The sequence below is a fragment of the Massilimicrobiota sp. An142 genome (assembly GCF_002160725.1).
Classification (GTDB): domain Bacteria; phylum Bacillota_I; class Bacilli_A; order Erysipelotrichales; family Coprobacillaceae; genus Allocoprobacillus; species Allocoprobacillus merdigallinarum.
In genome coordinates this window covers 61208-77445 of sequence record NZ_NFLD01000007.1, presented here as the reverse complement: position 1 = coordinate 77445, position 16238 = coordinate 61208, and the positions used below count along the sequence as shown (strand labels likewise).

The following is a 16238-nucleotide window of genomic DNA, read 5'->3' as shown; positions in this document are numbered from 1 at the left end:
TTTATAAACAAAAAAAGGATAATCTATAAAAGAAAATCCTTCTGTATTCATTGTATCACTTAAAACTTTTTTTGTGTGAAATCGGAAACAAAACTTTAATATGAGAATAATCCCACCCAGTAGCTTCCATTTCTCACAACATAAACTCCACCAGATTCATCATTTAAAATAACATTTCTATGTGCTGTAGAATTCATCCATGCATTAAATGCAGCTGATTCACTTGAAGCACCCGCAACTAAAATTTCACCTTTAACACCTGGCATATCTAATGCACTTGTTCCATCTGGACGATTATGACTAAATTTTTGAGTTATTTCCTGTGCTCTGGTCATCGCTGCTGATTGTAAAGATGAATCCCATCTTAAAGCAGAGATTCCATTTTCAGCTCTTGCTTGATTAAATCTATTCATCATGCTTTGAACAGCTGTAGGTGAAGAACTTGTACTACCACCAGATGAACTTCCACCACTTGGCTTAGGTTTAATAACAGTGACTGTTTCTTTTTCGCCAGTATTAGGATTTGTAACTGTCTTTTTCTCTGTAGAAGAACCACTAGGGACTTTCTTGACTGTAATTTTACATGTTGCTTTCACACCATTAGCTTCAGCTGTAATGGTTGTACTACCTGCTTTTTTCCCAGTAACTTTTCCATTACTATCAACAGTCGCAACTCCTGTATCTGAAGATGTAAACTTCGCTTTTATATCTTTTCCAATAATTGTTGCCTTTAATACAACATTCTCTTTGACATAGATGCTATCACTTTTCTTGTTTAACTCAATGGTTGGTTCTACAATCTCAAAAGTTAGCTCTCTTGTTGCTTCGTTATTGTATTTATCAGTGGCTTTTACTATTGCTTTATATGTTCCAACCTTTGAATAGTCGACTTGACTGTCATCTACAGTAATTTTAACTTCAGACAAATCATTTGCTTGGAATTCGGCAATGATTTTTTCCATATCCGGATTACAGTCTTTTGTGACTCCGACTTCTTTTTTGTATTTAGCAAATATAGGTTTTGTTGTATCAACAACTTTAACAGTCGCTTCAACAACTTCATCATTATAAGATATCATAACCGAATACTCTCCAACAGGTGGGCATTCTTTAAAAGAATTATCAGGTAATTCAGTTCTATCAGGTGCGTTTGTCGATATGTTTACTTTATCTAAGATATCTTTATCTATTTTTGCCATATCTAAATAGTCTTCAGGATTTAAAGAAATAGTTTCACCAAACTCTACTTGAATTTCTTCATTTTTTAATACAAGATTTTTCTGATTTAGTATCATAATAATAGCTACAATAACAATGATAACAAGAGCAATAATCCCTCCAATAACTTTTTTATCCTTAATTCTCTCCAAAATCCTTTCCATAATCTAACCTCTTCTTTCTATAATTAGAATATCACACAATCTCATAAGTTTCTACAAAAAATCCCACCATATGACTGGTGGAGATTGTGTTTTATTTATAGCCATAACTTTCTAAATACTGCTTATAATCTTCCAATGGGTATCCATTTTCTGTTTTATTAGCATCATATATTCCTAGTGATGACAAGTCTTCTTTTTCGGCTTTTTCAATGTCAACATTGAGAGTGACAACAACTTTGTTATCCTCTACAACAGAATCTATAGAGACACTATCATAATCTTTGTATTCAGTTTCCAAACCTGCTCTGATGATATCATCAAAAGTGTTTTGCTGTTCTTCATTCAAAGCCTCTACATCATAGAAGATTTCTCTGACAACACCTTCAACCATGTCATCGGCGGTCTGTACAGTTATATTGTCTATATAATCAACATTTAACTCCGACTCAGTACCTAGAATATCTGAAGGCATATCTAATGTTTCTTCTTTACTATATCTTAAATCACTATAAGTTGTCGATGTACAGCCAACCATTCCTAAAAAACATAACAATACTAATATTTTCTTCACAAATTCTATCACCTCATTATTTGAATTCATATATCAGTTCCTTTCTTAGTTTGCATACATATTTTATCATACGCATCTATATTTGTCAATATCCTAAATCATATTTGTTTATATTATAAATATAGTACAATGATAGTATCTATGAATAATCATATTAGGAGGTGTTTTTATGGACTTTAGCGACCCAATGTTTCTTGCAAATGCAATGATATTTCATGATACCCTATCTCATCAGATGAATAATACAATCCCATCCACCTTCACGCCTAATCCTAACTTCTATTCCTCACCAGTATATCAAGGACCACGATTTGATAGATATGGCGTGTATTATGATGGCGTTGCCAATGAATATGCCTTCCCTACTCCCATAGAAGATTCCATCAACAATCCCATGACTTTCGAAGATATCCATACACAAAAGATATATATGAAGATGGTAATGGGAAGATGGGAGGATATACTTCTCGTATCAATCTTCTTAAACTCTCCTAAAATTGAACAAATTCCGATGATAAAGATGTTTATCAAAGAAAGAATTGAGGAGTTTAAAGAAGAGAATGACGAGGTTGTCATTGTTGTATCTGGAAAGAGAGATAAAAAGTTTGATGAAAGATTTCTTGAGCATCTCAAATATTCTTATAAAATACTGGATAATAAAATTGTTATAAATTGTCCTAAATGATAAAAGCCCTCCATATGAGGGCTATTTTTTCCTATGCATCAAACGCAACTATGAAAGTCCCGCTTCTTGTACCAAATAGATTATAGATTGTACCTTTGGCAGTTACTGTATATCTTTTATTGCTGTTGCTATATTTTCCAGTATGAGAAGACATAACAAAATAATCTACGAGAGCGACCTTTTCTACAGTTACAGTTGGTTTTTTTGATGTATCGAAATATCTTGTTCCAGATTTCGTAGTATAGTAATATGTCAATTTCATTCTATTAATCGAATTGTTAAACAGTTTAGATTTTGTAGTACGCGTACTTCTTGTTTCAATAGTATTGACATTTCCTTCATCAGCTTCAACGACTTCATAAGGAGACATCTGTAACCAATAATCTTTGAATTCATCAACAGATAAAGCTAAGACAGCATCTTGGTAATTCTGATATGTCCCATAGATTTCCTTATATCCATCATAAGTATTAAAATCTTTCTCTGTCAGTAATGCATAATCAGTATTGTTTTCTTCGTTCATTTCATCAAGGATATTTTCATAATCCGAGAAGCTATAATCATAAGCATGAACGCTTTGTGGCATTAAAATAAATCCTACCAATAATAAAGTCACTAATAACTTTTTCATCTGTTGTTCTCCTCTCTCAATTTCAGTACACTTTTCTTAGTGTTAGGTATCATATTGTTGATATGTTCAATACATTGTGTCAACATATCCTTTCCTACATCCGTGATTTTGAATACTGTATTCTCTTTAATTCTGTTTTTAGCACGTTTTTGTGTTTTAAGCTCCATCTTATAAGATTCAATATAGCCAGCCTTTGATAGATTATCTAGATAATATTGAACCTCTGTCCTAGAAAACTGCATTATTTTCATAATTTCCATGTAAGTCAGGTCATCAACAGATAATGCAACTAAGAGCTGCAATTTTTTTTGATTCCATAATAAATACTCATCTGGTTTCATTTTTAATCTCCCTTCTTATAAAATATATAGAACTCAACATAAATATGACAACAGCAAATCCTGTTTGATTGAGTATAAGACTAATGTTTCTAATCTGTAAAAATACTTCAATTCCATAAAATGTGGAGTTTGCCATAATCATTAATAATATATTAATAACGAGATATACTATATTGACAGATAAGACTATCAAGATATTCTTGTTATGAGTGATTGTATATAATATAGTGATTGCAATAAGGCATAGCCACAAATCAAATGATATAGATACAAAGATATTATAAACACTATAAAGTTGTGGAATATAATATGACAATGGATATAACATCTGGCTCACTGACAGTAGAATAATGACTGGTGTTAAGACTAATAATCGTTCTCTTTCCCACAAAGTAGTTGTGTTGAATTTTAAAGCCAGTAGATAAGCAATTATACATGCCAGATGTAATACAATTAATGAAAGCCTATTGACTGCACCATATAATTCATAGCTTTGAGCACTAACATGTGACTGAACAAATATGACATTAAATAGAAAAATAAACGATGTCAATCCATATACCAATATCCATGTTCTAATAATATTATAAGTAGATGATATGCTGATTTTTTGTTGCTTTAAGTGAACAACATCTTTTTTAGTGTTATTTAAAATCTCCAGTAATTCCTTGGCATCATTGTTCACGTTCTCACTTCCTTTTATATCTTTTAATGAGTTTTAGCATGTAATACATACCATATACCTATATACTATAAAAATTAAAAGGGAAAATCAATCACCTTTTATAAATAATTATAAATAATTGTGTCCAACTGCTGTAAAAATGAGCAATCTGTTTTTGATGACGAATAAACAAGTTCGAACAATGCTTCTGCTAAAATCTCATCCTTATATTTTCTTTTGATGGTATATCTTAATCCTTTAGCAGATTTGATATTTGGAAAGAGGTTTTGAAAGAGACTGAGAGAATTTGAATAGCTATATTCTCCATTATGTACAAGGGTTTCAAGATTAACAATAAAATCATAGAGTGTTGATGGGTTTTGAAGGGAATTTAAAAATGCAATACGGTCAAATGATGTCATAGATGTTTCCTCCTTTGAGATTTTTGGAGGGAATATAGGGTATTTTGAGGGAATTTGAGGCAAATAAAAGATAGTATGCTTATAGCAACTATCCTCTATTTTACCCTATTTCCCTTGCGCCTATATATTATCATATATAAATTAAAAGACAAGTCTTGACATAAAAAAAAGACACTCAAATGAGTGTCAAAATTGGTGGATTAATATTAGACTCCTGCTCCTGGAGCAGCAATAGCGCCAGTTGTTTTTTCAAACATATCAGTAAATCCTTCTACAGCTCCATTAATTGCGTCACTAACAACTTTTGCTAATCCTTGGGTTTCATTACCATTACCTAAGATAACTAATAATACTGCAACAACAATTAAGATGATGATTACTCCACCATATTCTTCGAAAAATTGTTTCACTTAAAATTCCTCATAGAAATCTGTTTAAATTCTTTATTCATTTCTTGAGTTTCATTTCTTTGTGCCAATTCTTCTGTTTCTTTTGCCTTTTCATGTGCTGGCATAACACATATTTTAATATGTTTAGCATTTTTTAGGGTGTGCCTTCACCTCACGAATATTAATATATCATATTTTTATATACTTGTGTAAAAACGTATTATCTGGCATATCCTACAATATTTCTTTCCTGTTCTGTACCCACAATTGGTAATGGGGTGATTGTATATACTAATGTCACTTTTCTATCCTGTCTATCTTCATAAGGCGATAGATTATCTGATACTATCAATTCCCAGCCATGTTCTTGAGCTTCTGCCTGTTTGTCTGTAATAACATTTGCACTAAAACCTGACGCCTGTATTTCTTCAATGACTTGTGCATGATAGTTTCTTGCTTCGGTAATTTCAAGATTTGCTTTTATCATACATGTATTGACTAGTACACCAATAATAATCAAAACAATGACAATCATATCTTCAAATATCTGCTTCATTCCATCACCTCCATTAATCGACTATATAAGTTGCCTCTGCATAAGATGCTACTCCATTATCACTTACCATAAACTTTAATGTATAGACTCCCGCTTTGGATGTATCTAATTCATACTTTCCATTGACATTTGATTTATTACCTGTAGAAGGAGTAATGTTTACTATCTTTACTTGAGAAGTAATATCTGTCCCAGAAGTCGATATTGCCTCAACATAATCAGCAATTACAAATATTTCATTGATATCCAAGTTTCCACTACTAGCCCTTATTGTTGGCTTCTCTGTATCTTTTAGATTTTCGAGTTCATTTGTATTTGTAACAATTTCAATATTTTCCATAGCTTCATCTGAAGGTTTCCCTATATCTTTATAAGCAGTCATACTAAAACTTAGAAGAAGCACGCAGACAATCGCTGCTATAACTGTTCCTCCAAATTCTTCCAATAATACTTTCATCTATACACCACCTATTAGAACATTAATGAATCCATCTAACGCTTCAAATATAACTGAATCTCCTGTTGTTATCTGTCCAAAGATATAAAGAATAATAGTGAGAATTAAAAGGCTACCTATCCCCTCAAGAATCGACAAACCAAATTCATCTAACATCACTTTCATTAGATATCACCTCTAGATTGTTTCAGATAAAGTAACAAGAACACCATAAAAGATATTGATAATAGCACCCCATAGAACAAGTCGAATTACAGCTCCACCAAATTCATTAAAAAATGCTCTCATTCAATCACCTCTACATAGAAGTCATTGCCATGAAATCCATAATCAATAAAACCATATCAATAATTAGCTTTAAACTACCAACAATCATAGGTAGAGTACCCATCATGTTCATACCTATTAATTGGTTTTCATTACGTATACGTTCACTTTTCTCCATCATAGACTGGTTCTTGACAATTAAGTCTGAAATTTGTTTAGATGCATTTTCACCATTCTGTTGCTTGATAGAATATAGTGACTTCATGGCTGACGTAATATCATTGATATAGAATTTTTTTAAAAAGTTTGCATATGGTCGGATTGTAACAGGGTCTTCTTCCAATTCATTAATAAAATCTGTTAAATAATACTTCAGCACTGCTGGAGCATTAGGATATGATTGTTTTATTGCTCTTGTTACAACTAAATTATGCATGTTTAAGGAAACGTCTCTTAACCACACTGGGAATGTTTTTTGAATTTCTTTTTCAATATGTTTGAAATGATTTCTGTACTGAATTCTATCCCAGAAGAACATTAATACAGTACCTAGTCCTCCTAAAATAACTAAGTTATTGTTTCCAACAAATAATCCGTAAATTGGAATTAATGCAACAATAATAGCTTTAATGATAGATTGTTTCTTTGATTTCTTTTCATCAAAGTTTTCAACATAATTGATGCTCTTTAAAATCTTCTCATCATCCTTGTCTATATCATTGACCAGCCATTGTCCATTCAATTTTGATTGAATAAAGCAGAACATAACAAGGAAAATAGCTAACATCCCCGCAGTTGATACCTGATAAACTGGATTATCAATGAATGTGACAAGGGTAGCTGGAAGGATATTAACCATCGCCGAAGCTACAGCAATAGTTAAAAGAAGTACCATTGTAAATTGAGCTTTGACATTCTTAAGTTCAATTTGATAATCATAGACACGAGATATCCATGCCTGAATATCTTCATATAAATCATTAATAGCATCATGATAATTAACAGAGTTCTGATTCTCTACTGTCAGTATCAAGCTATGCAATGAATGAACACGAGTACATGGGTAATCTTCTTCAATAATATCTAAAGCCCTCTTATAAAAATCATCATTAACTTCTGAGTTGTGTTCAATATAGTCAATAGACTTTTGAATTGTCGATTTCATTCCCTTAGGACTTGTATATAAATCCTGCACTTCCTTTAGAGAATAAAGAATCTTTGGATTTACCTTAAACACAGTAATCATTTCCTGCAAATATGTAGCCATCTGTTCAAATCTATAATTGTTATACAGGAATCTAATCTGAGAAAGGATAATGATAGGTAATAAAAGAATTGCAAAGAATCCTAACCAGACAATCGTCTGAGCATCTAACTTAAAAATATATCCAGAAGCAACGATACCTGCCATCAAGATAACGATAGAGGCAATATATCGACCAAACGAATAATTGTAACCATAATTTTGAATAGTATAATTCAGGTTTTTGAAAGAAAGCAATTTCAAATATTTATTTAGTCTTTTTAATGCACTTTCTTTATGCATACTTTCCCTTGTTAGATAGTTCTCCTTTGTTTCAGTTACAACTTCTTTAGACTTTTTCTTAAACATTATTATCACCTTCGAACATTACAGGAATTTTCATGTCCGCACGTCTAAAACGTTCCTTGATTTTATTAGTCAAATGATTTCCAACCATTTTCCCTTCATCTAAAATCATGTAACAGTTATTTCCCTTTTCTGTATGTTCATAGAAACATAACTGGTCAATATAACGTCTGATGCCGTCTGGTCCTTCCTTTTTCACAATCAAAATACCAATGTCAAAATATGAACAGACATCATTCTTGATATCATTGTTGCTATCCCCTATCATGTTTTCAAAACGGTCCGGAATGTTTCTGACATCCCACGCATGGACAGTGGTTGCAATGGAACATCCTGTAGAGGCTGCCTCTAGAAGTTCAACTGCTTCTGTACTTCTAGCCTCTGATAACATTAGCCATTTTGTATTTTGTCTTAATGCAGCTTTGATTGCAGCTTTTGGTGGGAAGTTTTTAGTGACTTTGATTTCTGTACAGTCAAAATGAGGACGTAGTGCTTTTGCACGTAACTCATAGTTATCTTCTACGGTTAAAGTTGTTGCTGTATCAGGGATTGACTGCATTAATTTCTTGACTAATTCCGTCTTCCCCGAACCAACGTCTCCTGTGACAACAAAAGAGCATCGAGCTTTGACAGCTTGTTTCAAGAATTCAAGCATTTCTTCAGAGCAATATCCTGTTTCAATCATCTGGTCGTCTTTTAAACGACATTCAGCTTCTGTCTTTCTGATTGTAATTGCAATTCCAGTGTTTGTCACAGATGGGTGTAGACACGCAATACGTAAAGAATCTGTTTCAGCTTCTAGAACTGGCGAAGAAGAGTTGAAATTTGTATTAGCAAGGTCAGATAATCGTGATGTGAATTTATTAATAAAAGATTCCTCAAGTTTTATATCAGTCAAAATCCTTCCTTTTTCCAAATCATCAAGCCAGAGATTGTTTCCATCCCAGCGAATATCTGTAATTGTTTTTTCTTTAATATACGGAAGAAGAATTCCAAAGGTATCTTCACTTAATACTAAATTTGCCATTATGCACCTCCATTTCATATAAAATATTTCTTCAATATCAATACAATTATATCATTTCTAAAATAATTTTAGGAAAATGCAAAAAAGAGATGATAAATCATCTCTTTTCATATTATGCCTGTCCACTGACCGTTACTTTTATATCTGATTGAACATTATCTAATTGGATTCTTAATATATCTCCATCCATTGTATAAGACACATTAACATCACTTTTATCAACAGAAACCCCTGTCACAGTTCCAGAAATAATCTTGATATCTATTGTTCCTTTACCTGTGTTTCTGTCAATGTAATTTCTGGTATCTGACATGTCTACCTGCAATACATTTGCAATATCAAAAGTTATTGTAACATTGTAATTTTCAATAGAATCAAGAATAGATGTTCTTCTAGATTCATATGCTTTGTTTTTACCTACTAGATTTGTATAATTGGCCACTGCCTTGACATCTAACAATCCTTTTTCATTATCTGCTGTATAGAAGTAAATTTCTATATCAGAGTTAGAATCAATATATTGCATGAGATTCTTCACAAAAACGTCCTTATATGACTCATTATCCGTTATCAACATGCTTGAATCTGCAATATTGTCATTGTTGTTATCATAAAAAGCCTCTTTTTGCTCATAAAGAACCCTTTGTGTTTCAATCATCGCATTATTCATGGCGGTATCCAATTCATTTTGCCTGATTCCAAAGTTAAGAATTGTTGCCTGTATCAATATAACAAAGAAAAGAGTTAAGACTCCTCCAAATCCCGTCAAAATACTTTTCATTTCACCACCTCATGTTGAATTCTATCACTCTCTTTATTATACCATTATCCTTTTATTTTAGAAAAAATGAAAAGAGAGGAATTATTCCCCTCTCATAGATTGAATTTTTGCGCTACTGTATTTTTGTGCTGTTTCATTTCCTGAACTCAAAGATTCTTTCAATAAACTGTTATATTCATCATTTGTTTTCCAGATTGACTGCTCTTTAATTGTACTTAAATATTTCTGATTGATAAATCTGATACTTCCTGTTTGTCCTGCATTGACTACAGACTGATTGTCAATGACTTTGATTGTTGCTGTCTTTGTTACAGTCTTTTTATAATTGTCAGTCACAGTATATGTAATTGTAAAACTTCCTGTTTTAGATGTATCCAGTTTAGAAACATCCTTATCTATTCTTCCATCTTGATAATCAATTTGAACGATTTCAACTCTATCTGTCAATGGACCATCTTCACTGTCTGTTGCTGTTACCTTTCTTAATAATTCCTCTGCATCCACACCAGTCTGTCCTTTAAAGAATGTTCTATCTGTTGCATTAATGACTGGAGGTTCATTTACCAATACTTTTAAAGTATATGAACCAGTTGCTCCTCCTTCATCTGTAACTTTATAGACAACATCATATATACCTGGCTTGTATGCCTCATTTTCATCATTTAAAGGAACTTCGTTATCTATTTGTATATCATCTTCAATACTCTTTCCATCCTCAACATCATCTACACTGATGTAGTTGATTGGAGTGAAAACATCGTCTTTTTGAATGACAAGCATTCCTTTTTCATTAAAGAATGGTGGAATAGGATTGTTATCTGGATTTGTACCATCTATTTCTGGTGTAAATTCAGGAGTATGATTTATCCATTTGGCTGTCAAAGTGATATTACCTGCTGTTCTGGCATTAAGTTTATTTCTCATGTCTGTTTCATTTGTAAAGTTGTTTGTTACTCCTTCATTAATTCCTGTTACTTTCTTTCCATTCAACATCCATCCATCAAATGTGAACCCCCTTCTTGTTGGGTTCTTTAAAGATACTCCATACAAGATATTATATGTTGTTGGATTGGAAGCATTTGTTCCTCCTTGCATATCATAGTTGATTGTATATGTGATAGGAGTGTAATCATATTCATATGACATCTCATAATTCTTTTGCGTTACATTTGTTCCCATTGAATATGATTGCCAACTTCCAGAGATACTTGAAGTTCCAAATGTTGATGATAACTGGAATCCTTTAGGTGCACTCTTTGCTCTTGAAGAATCCATCCTGTATGTTGAATTATATGTAGCAGTAAATGATGTATTTCCCATTAACCAAGCATTCTTTCCTAAGTTGTTTCCTTCACCTTTTGTAAATCCCCACATATAATGACTGATACTATTCGAATACTGAGTTGTTGTGAATTTTAATTGGATACTGTTGGATGTTCCTATTGTTCCAGATATCCTTCCTGAAGAAACACCGTTATATGTTTTACCAGTGTTAGACTTAATGTCCTTAATTTCGTATTTTGTACCATAAGCATATTGCTGGTAAAAATCTGTGACATCATTTGCGACCAAATTACCATTTATGTAGACATCGAATGTTCCATATCCTGCTGTATTTCCTGTAGCTTTTCCATCTAGCAATCCGTTAACATCTAAATAATAGTTATTTGGAGTCCATTGTGCATACATATTAACATACCCTGAATAGGTTGTCTTTGCTATTGAAGCTCCATCTTTATAAATTCTGATATCACTACCCCATGGTTCACCTGATTGCCAATACTCTCCATTACCATGACCTTCAGCCCAAGCCCATTTATTATCATATTCACGTTGTACTTTCCATCCACTAAATGTATATCCGGTACGCGTGAATGTATTCGTTCTTAGATTCTGACTAACACCGTAAGTGAATGTCTGGTTAGCCATATAACCACTACCTCCATTAGCATGGTAGCGAACGTAGAAGTTATTGGCCTTCCATGTTGGTTTGACAGTTTTAATTGTACTAAATGCACCTACTTCAATATAATACCATCCATCACTACCCTTTTTTACTCCTGGATTATAGGTAGAACCTTTTGTTGATGACTTAATATACTTACCATTGAAATACATGTAAGGCGTTTGCGTTTGTGTTACACTCCATCCTGTAAATGTATATCCCGCTTTTGAAACTTTAGGTAATCGAATAAATGGTGTAGAAGCCGTTGCATCGACACTGTTTAATGTCAAAGCACTTTTTTTATTGTTAGCCCAAGAACCTGAAACAGAACCTCCTTTTGATGTCCAGTTACGATATGCATAGGCATTGATATCATCTAACCATCCATACCAAGTCATATCAGTTCCAGTTGGTGGAGAAATACTGTTATATAACTTACCAGTAGTATCTACTGTGGAATAATATTTAACTGATGGATTCTGTGAGACATTGACACTTCCTGTTAAATCTACATAGATTGTTTTTTTCTTACTTGAAGAGTTTGCAAGAATAACATTGTACTTACTTGCTAATTGCTTATATGCAGCATCCGCTGAAATCATAGAAAAACACAGTATAGCAAGAAATAACATGAAGAAAAGTTTAACACATTTGTGTTTACCTTGCTCTCGCATTAACTATTCACCTCCGAAAAACCTATTTCTTCAATATAATTATACTATAATAACCCTCTCTGTTATTTTTTCTCGCTATAATCCAAGGACTTCGTTCTATCTTGATTCTATATCAAAAAAATGTCTGCATAAAAATTTACACAGACACATTTCTCAGAGAACCCACTCAAACCCTATAAAAATCCAAATTGATATGAACAAAAGAGAACAATTCCCACCATAAGACAGACAATGATAAAATTATCAAAGATGTCACTTCCTCTTAAATACCTTAAAGACACTATCCAACTTTTTCTCTTCTTTTTGACCTTGAGTCCTGTAGGAATCTTCACTTTCACTTTACAGAGTGGGGCCAACCAGGCAATCCCTGTACTATTGAAGGTATCTAACAGGATGTGTGATAGATAACCCACCAAGAATCCTATCATACTCCACAATAACACGATATCCAGCCATTCTGATATAGATATAAATCTCCAAAGAAACCACATGATAAATCCCATCAAAAATAATGTGACAGGGTAATGAGTGATACCTCTATGTCCAAAATGACTATTCAAAAACTCCGAAAATCCCATATGCCTCCTTCCCGGAACAGAAAGTGGATGGTCTATATCAGGAAGTGTTGAAGAATAGATAGCAAAGCTAAAGAGAATGATGAGTGGAATCATATAGGGATGTGGGTGGATGGGAATATCAACATATTTATCTATATGAAAAGCATACCTATCAAGCATTCCACCTTGATAAGCATACATGACTGTAATAGTTGCAGCAGTTACTCCGCCTAATCTATGACATTGATAATTCAACTCCTTTTTTCACTCCTGCAGAATACTGCAATCTTATTTATGAACAGAATACTTCTTCTAATTCTGAGAAATTATAAACATCAGGCATCTGATAATATGCCTGTTCCAAGGCATGACGACAGTTCTTCCATCCCATTCCATCAACAACCCAAATGAAATGAAGTCCTTTGATTTCATTGATAGCTTTAGAGATTTCTGTATAGCTTTTAGACAATTCATTCTGTTTGCTTCCACTACTTGTATAATAGCTCGATTCAAACAGATACAATTCACCATTCTTTTCCATGACATAGTCAAAGCGTTTAGAAGAAACCTTGTGATTACTTAATTGAGAGATGTCTACATTGTAACGCCCCTTGATTGTTTCCAGAGTAACTTCCTTATAATAGGGATTGCCAGTTTTTTGCAGGAATTCTTCTAACTTATCCTCAGCAAGACGTCCCATTCTGTTCTTTCTTGTATTAGAATCCATACCAACCAAGATACCAAATAAATACTTTTCAACACCTACACTTTTCACTTTCTTTAGAACATCTACAATGCCTGAAGTCTTAATGAATTCCATGTATACAGATAAATCATTTGTAGATTTGTTAAAAGAAATTGTTTGGTATTGTCCATTGGAATCAATGAATGTTGCCTTCGATGTGTTTACAGCAATAAATAATGGCAAAATAGACATCAAGGAAAAATCCTCATTTAATGTGGTTTCAATGGCTATCAAAATATCATCCTGTTTAAGAATATTTTTTACCAATTTTATCTGAGGTTTTAACTCCTTTATTCTATGATTAACCTTTTCAAAGTCAGTAAAATAGTCACATGTTGCTAAAGTTGGCTGAAACGTATCTAGCCAGCTAGTAAATTCTTTTTTCACTCCTTTCTTCACTCCTGCCAAATTCTGGCGATTTATTCATTAAAAAACGAGTATACAATGGTACACTCGTTTAAATAGCGTTTAAGTTGTATACCTCTTGTATCTCCTTTCTTTATTTCCTAAAGTATTATACCATATTTTTGTTATTTTAACAAGTCAAATTTGTTATATTTCTAAATTAATTTTGTTGTTTTCTTTGTTTTTTTATCTTAGAATAATAAAAAAGAGGTGAAACAGACGATGAGAGAAAGAACATACATTGCCATTGACTTAAAATCATTCTATGCCAGTGTCGAATGCACGGAAAGACATTTGAATCCATTGACAACAAACCTTGTTGTAGCCGATGAATCTCGTACAGATAAAACAATCTGCCTCGCCGTTTCGCCAAGCCTAAAATCATATGGTGTTCCTGGCCGTCCTCGTCTGTTTGAAGTCAAACAAAAAGTCAAAGATGTCAATAGACAGAGAATGTTGAATTTACCATATAAGAAATTTACCGGAAAAAGCTATGATGCTATAAAACTTCAGGATAACAGCTATGAAGTAGACTTCCTTATTGCTCGCCCTCGCATGGCATATTATATTGAATACAGTACACGCATCTATGACATCTATCTCAAATATATAGCACCTGAAGATATCCATGTCTACTCAATTGATGAAGTCTTCATGGATGTGACGGAATATCTTCATAGCTATAACATGACAGCTCATCAGCTTGCTATGAAAATCATCAAAGATGTCTTAAATCAGACAGGCATCACAGCTACGGCGGGAATCGGCACAAATCTTTATCTGGCCAAAGTCGCCATGGATATTGTGGCTAAACATATGCCCGCCGACAAAGATGGAGTCCGCATTGCTGAGTTGAATATGATGTCATACAGGAAAAAGCTTTGGACTCATACACCATTGACCGACTTTTGGAGAGTTGGTAAAGGATATGCTAAGAAACTGGAAGCCAATGGAATGGAATGCATGGGTGATGTCGCCCGTATGTCGATTCATAATGAGGAATTATTATACAAGCTATTTGGAGTGAATGCGGAATTGCTCATTGACCATGCATGGGGAATTGAACCCTGTACTATTAAAGACATCAAAGCATACAAACCAGAGTCCAAAAGTCTTGGAACTGGACAGGTCCTGCACTGCCCCTATTCAAACAAGAAAGCAAGATTGGTTCTCAAGGAAATGACTGATGGATTGGTCCTCTCTCTTGTAGAAAAACATCTTGCCACTGACCAAATTGTATTAACAGTCAATTATGATAGAGAGAATTTAACAGGAAGCTTTAATGGACAAACAACTGTAGATGCCTATGGAAGAAAAATCCCAAAACATGGACATGGAACCATTAACTTTGATTATACTTCCTCTTTGACAACTATTATGGAAAAGACCTTAGAACTCTATGATAGAATTACTAAAAAGCACCTGACAATCAGAAAGCTGAACATCTCAGCAAATCATCTCATCAATGAAGAACGTGCAAAAAGCATTCCAAAACAAATATCACTTTTTGATGTAGATAAAGACATGGAAAAGAAAAGCATTGATGAAGAGAAGGAAAAACGATTGCAAGAAGCTATCCTTTCTATCAAGAATAAATATGGGAAAAACTCTGTCTTAAAGGCCATGAACCTTGAAGAAGGTGCAACCGGCAAGGAAAGAAATGATGAGATTGGAGGGCATAAAGCATGAAAAAAGATTTTTCAGACATTATTCATATGGAACGTCCACAATCAAAACATCCAAAGATGTCAATATATGACCGTTCGGCACAGTTTTCGCCCTTTGCTGCCTTGACTGGCCATGATGATGCAATTCAAGAAACAGCAAGATTAACAGAAAAAAGAAGAATATTGGATAAAGAACAGATTCAAACCCTCAACAACCAGCTCAACTTCCTGATATCCCACCTTTCAAATAAATTCACCATCACCATAACCTATTTTCAGGACGATAAGCTAAAGGATGGTGGGAAGTATATCTCTCAAACTTCCTTCATCTCCAAGATAGATACTTATCAGAGATATCTTCTTCTTGATACAGGAGAAAAGATATATTTCAAGAATTTATATAGAATTGATGGAGATTGCTTTGATAATGATTTCTGAAATATGAAAAAGCATATGTGTCTAT

19 protein-coding genes are annotated in these 16238 nt (G+C 33.3%); 3 read left to right on the top strand and 16 right to left on the bottom strand.

Annotation, left to right across the window (positions count from 1 at the left end; genetic code table 11):
- Positions 1 to 95: 95 nt before the first annotated feature.
- Together B5E87_RS04830 and B5E87_RS04825 are read right to left on the bottom strand one after the other, a co-directional pair.
- Entirely contained in the window at positions 96 to 1382 is a 1287-nt protein-coding gene (locus B5E87_RS04830) for a CAP domain-containing protein (RefSeq protein ID WP_087243792.1), read from the bottom strand.
- Positions 1383 to 1473: 91 nt separating this feature from the next.
- Positions 1474 to 1953: a DUF1307 domain-containing protein gene (locus B5E87_RS04825; RefSeq protein WP_158095557.1), complete on the bottom strand. Its 480-nt coding sequence runs from the start codon at positions 1951 to 1953 to the stop codon at positions 1474 to 1476.
- Positions 1954 to 2188: 235 nt separating this feature from the next.
- Between B5E87_RS04825 and B5E87_RS04820 the strand changes: the two genes are divergently transcribed.
- Positions 2189 to 2638: a hypothetical protein gene (locus B5E87_RS04820; RefSeq protein ID WP_158095556.1), complete on the top strand. Its 450-nt coding sequence runs from the start codon at positions 2189 to 2191 to the stop codon at positions 2636 to 2638.
- Positions 2639 to 2669: 31 nt separating this feature from the next.
- On the opposite strand, the gene B5E87_RS04815 is transcribed toward B5E87_RS04820, so the two are convergent.
- The 14 genes from B5E87_RS04815 to B5E87_RS04755 all read right to left on the bottom strand — a co-directional run bounded on the left by B5E87_RS04815 (position 2670) and on the right by B5E87_RS04755 (position 14090).
- A complete protein-coding gene (locus B5E87_RS04815) occupies positions 2670 to 3269 on the bottom strand; it encodes a hypothetical protein (protein ID WP_087243789.1) in 600 nt (199 codons plus the stop codon).
- A complete protein-coding gene (locus B5E87_RS04810) occupies positions 3266 to 3610 on the bottom strand; it encodes a winged helix-turn-helix domain-containing protein (protein ID WP_087243788.1) in 345 nt (114 codons plus the stop codon). The genes B5E87_RS04815 and B5E87_RS04810 overlap by 4 nt, the downstream gene beginning before the upstream one ends.
- Positions 3597 to 4295: a hypothetical protein gene (locus tag B5E87_RS04805; RefSeq protein ID WP_087243787.1), complete on the bottom strand. Its 699-nt coding sequence runs from the start codon at positions 4293 to 4295 to the stop codon at positions 3597 to 3599. The genes B5E87_RS04810 and B5E87_RS04805 overlap by 14 nt, the downstream gene beginning before the upstream one ends.
- 98 nt (positions 4296 to 4393) lie before the next feature.
- Positions 4394 to 4696: a hypothetical protein gene (locus tag B5E87_RS04800; RefSeq protein WP_087243786.1), complete on the bottom strand. Its 303-nt coding sequence runs from the start codon at positions 4694 to 4696 to the stop codon at positions 4394 to 4396.
- A gap of 206 nt (positions 4697 to 4902) precedes the next feature.
- Positions 4903 to 5106 (bottom strand): hypothetical protein, encoded by a 204-nt coding sequence (locus tag B5E87_RS04795; RefSeq protein WP_087243785.1) that lies wholly within the window; start codon positions 5104 to 5106, stop codon positions 4903 to 4905.
- Between the two features lie 199 nt (positions 5107 to 5305).
- A complete protein-coding gene (locus B5E87_RS04790) occupies positions 5306 to 5641 on the bottom strand; it encodes a hypothetical protein (RefSeq protein WP_087243784.1) in 336 nt (111 codons plus the stop codon).
- Between the two features lie 13 nt (positions 5642 to 5654).
- Positions 5655 to 6098, bottom strand: a complete 444-nt coding sequence (locus tag B5E87_RS04785; protein ID WP_087243783.1) for a hypothetical protein — start codon at positions 6096 to 6098, stop codon at positions 5655 to 5657.
- On the bottom strand, positions 6099 to 6263 hold the full coding sequence (locus tag B5E87_RS14985) for a hypothetical protein (RefSeq protein ID WP_158095555.1): 165 nt from the start codon (positions 6261 to 6263) through the stop codon (positions 6099 to 6101). It abuts the gene before it with no gap.
- Positions 6264 to 6396: 133 nt separating this feature from the next.
- Positions 6397 to 7977 (bottom strand): hypothetical protein, encoded by a 1581-nt coding sequence (locus tag B5E87_RS04780; RefSeq protein ID WP_087243782.1) that lies wholly within the window; start codon positions 7975 to 7977, stop codon positions 6397 to 6399.
- Positions 7970 to 9001: an ATPase, T2SS/T4P/T4SS family gene (locus B5E87_RS04775; protein WP_087243781.1), complete on the bottom strand. Its 1032-nt coding sequence runs from the start codon at positions 8999 to 9001 to the stop codon at positions 7970 to 7972. Before B5E87_RS04775 ends, B5E87_RS04780 begins: the two co-directional genes overlap by 8 nt.
- A gap of 112 nt (positions 9002 to 9113) precedes the next feature.
- Positions 9114 to 9782 carry a hypothetical protein gene (locus B5E87_RS04770; RefSeq protein WP_087243780.1) on the bottom strand — a complete coding sequence of 223 codons (669 nt, stop codon included), beginning with the start codon at positions 9780 to 9782 and terminating at the stop codon, positions 9114 to 9116.
- Between the two features lie 81 nt (positions 9783 to 9863).
- Complete coding sequence (locus tag B5E87_RS04765) at positions 9864 to 12329, bottom strand: InlB B-repeat-containing protein (RefSeq protein ID WP_158095554.1); 2466 nt, start codon at positions 12327 to 12329, stop codon at positions 9864 to 9866.
- Positions 12330 to 12574: 245 nt separating this feature from the next.
- Entirely contained in the window at positions 12575 to 13213 is a 639-nt protein-coding gene (locus B5E87_RS04760) for a metal-dependent hydrolase (RefSeq protein ID WP_087243778.1), read from the bottom strand.
- Between the two features lie 37 nt (positions 13214 to 13250).
- Positions 13251 to 14090 (bottom strand): DpnII family type II restriction endonuclease, encoded by an 840-nt coding sequence (locus B5E87_RS04755; protein ID WP_158095553.1) that lies wholly within the window; start codon positions 14088 to 14090, stop codon positions 13251 to 13253.
- A 240-nt stretch (positions 14091 to 14330) separates the two neighbouring features.
- Here B5E87_RS04755 and B5E87_RS04750 point away from each other — a divergent pair, with 240 nt between their 5' ends.
- A complete protein-coding gene (locus B5E87_RS04750) occupies positions 14331 to 15797 on the top strand; it encodes a Y-family DNA polymerase (protein ID WP_087243776.1) in 1467 nt (488 codons plus the stop codon).
- Positions 15794 to 16213, top strand: coding sequence for a YolD-like family protein (locus tag B5E87_RS04745; RefSeq protein WP_087243775.1), 420 nt, complete (start codon positions 15794 to 15796; stop codon positions 16211 to 16213). The genes B5E87_RS04750 and B5E87_RS04745 overlap by 4 nt, the downstream gene beginning before the upstream one ends.
- Positions 16214 to 16238: the final 25 nt, after the last annotated feature.

What these genes read in the sequence shown, in the direction of transcription:
- B5E87_RS04830 (WP_087243792.1), bottom strand. Translation starts at nt 1,382, where the DNA reads ATGGAAAGGATTTTGGAGAGAATTAAGGATAAAAAAGTTATTGGAGGG.
- B5E87_RS04820 (WP_158095556.1), top strand. Translation starts at nt 2,189, where the DNA reads ATGAATAATACAATCCCATCCACCTTCACGCCTAATCCTAACTTCTAT.
- B5E87_RS04815 (WP_087243789.1), bottom strand. Translation starts at nt 3,269, where the DNA reads ATGAAAAAGTTATTAGTGACTTTATTATTGGTAGGATTTATTTTAATG.
- B5E87_RS04810 (WP_087243788.1), bottom strand. Translation starts at nt 3,610, where the DNA reads ATGAAACCAGATGAGTATTTATTATGGAATCAAAAAAAATTGCAGCTC.
- B5E87_RS04800 (WP_087243786.1), bottom strand. Translation starts at nt 4,696, where the DNA reads ATGACATCATTTGACCGTATTGCATTTTTAAATTCCCTTCAAAACCCA.
- B5E87_RS04790 (WP_087243784.1), bottom strand. Translation starts at nt 5,641, where the DNA reads ATGAAGCAGATATTTGAAGATATGATTGTCATTGTTTTGATTATTATT.
- B5E87_RS04785 (WP_087243783.1), bottom strand. Translation starts at nt 6,098, where the DNA reads ATGAAAGTATTATTGGAAGAATTTGGAGGAACAGTTATAGCAGCGATT.
- B5E87_RS14985 (WP_158095555.1), bottom strand. Translation starts at nt 6,263, where the DNA reads ATGAAAGTGATGTTAGATGAATTTGGTTTGTCGATTCTTGAGGGGATA.
- B5E87_RS04780 (WP_087243782.1), bottom strand. Translation starts at nt 7,977, where the DNA reads ATGTTTAAGAAAAAGTCTAAAGAAGTTGTAACTGAAACAAAGGAGAAC.
- B5E87_RS04775 (WP_087243781.1), bottom strand. Translation starts at nt 9,001, where the DNA reads ATGGCAAATTTAGTATTAAGTGAAGATACCTTTGGAATTCTTCTTCCG.
- B5E87_RS04770 (WP_087243780.1), bottom strand. Translation starts at nt 9,782, where the DNA reads ATGAAAAGTATTTTGACGGGATTTGGAGGAGTCTTAACTCTTTTCTTT.
- B5E87_RS04765 (WP_158095554.1), bottom strand. Translation starts at nt 12,329, where the DNA reads ATGATTTCAGCGGATGCTGCATATAAGCAATTAGCAAGTAAGTACAAT.
- B5E87_RS04750 (WP_087243776.1), top strand. Translation starts at nt 14,331, where the DNA reads ATGAGAGAAAGAACATACATTGCCATTGACTTAAAATCATTCTATGCC.
- B5E87_RS04745 (WP_087243775.1), top strand. Translation starts at nt 15,794, where the DNA reads ATGAAAAAAGATTTTTCAGACATTATTCATATGGAACGTCCACAATCA.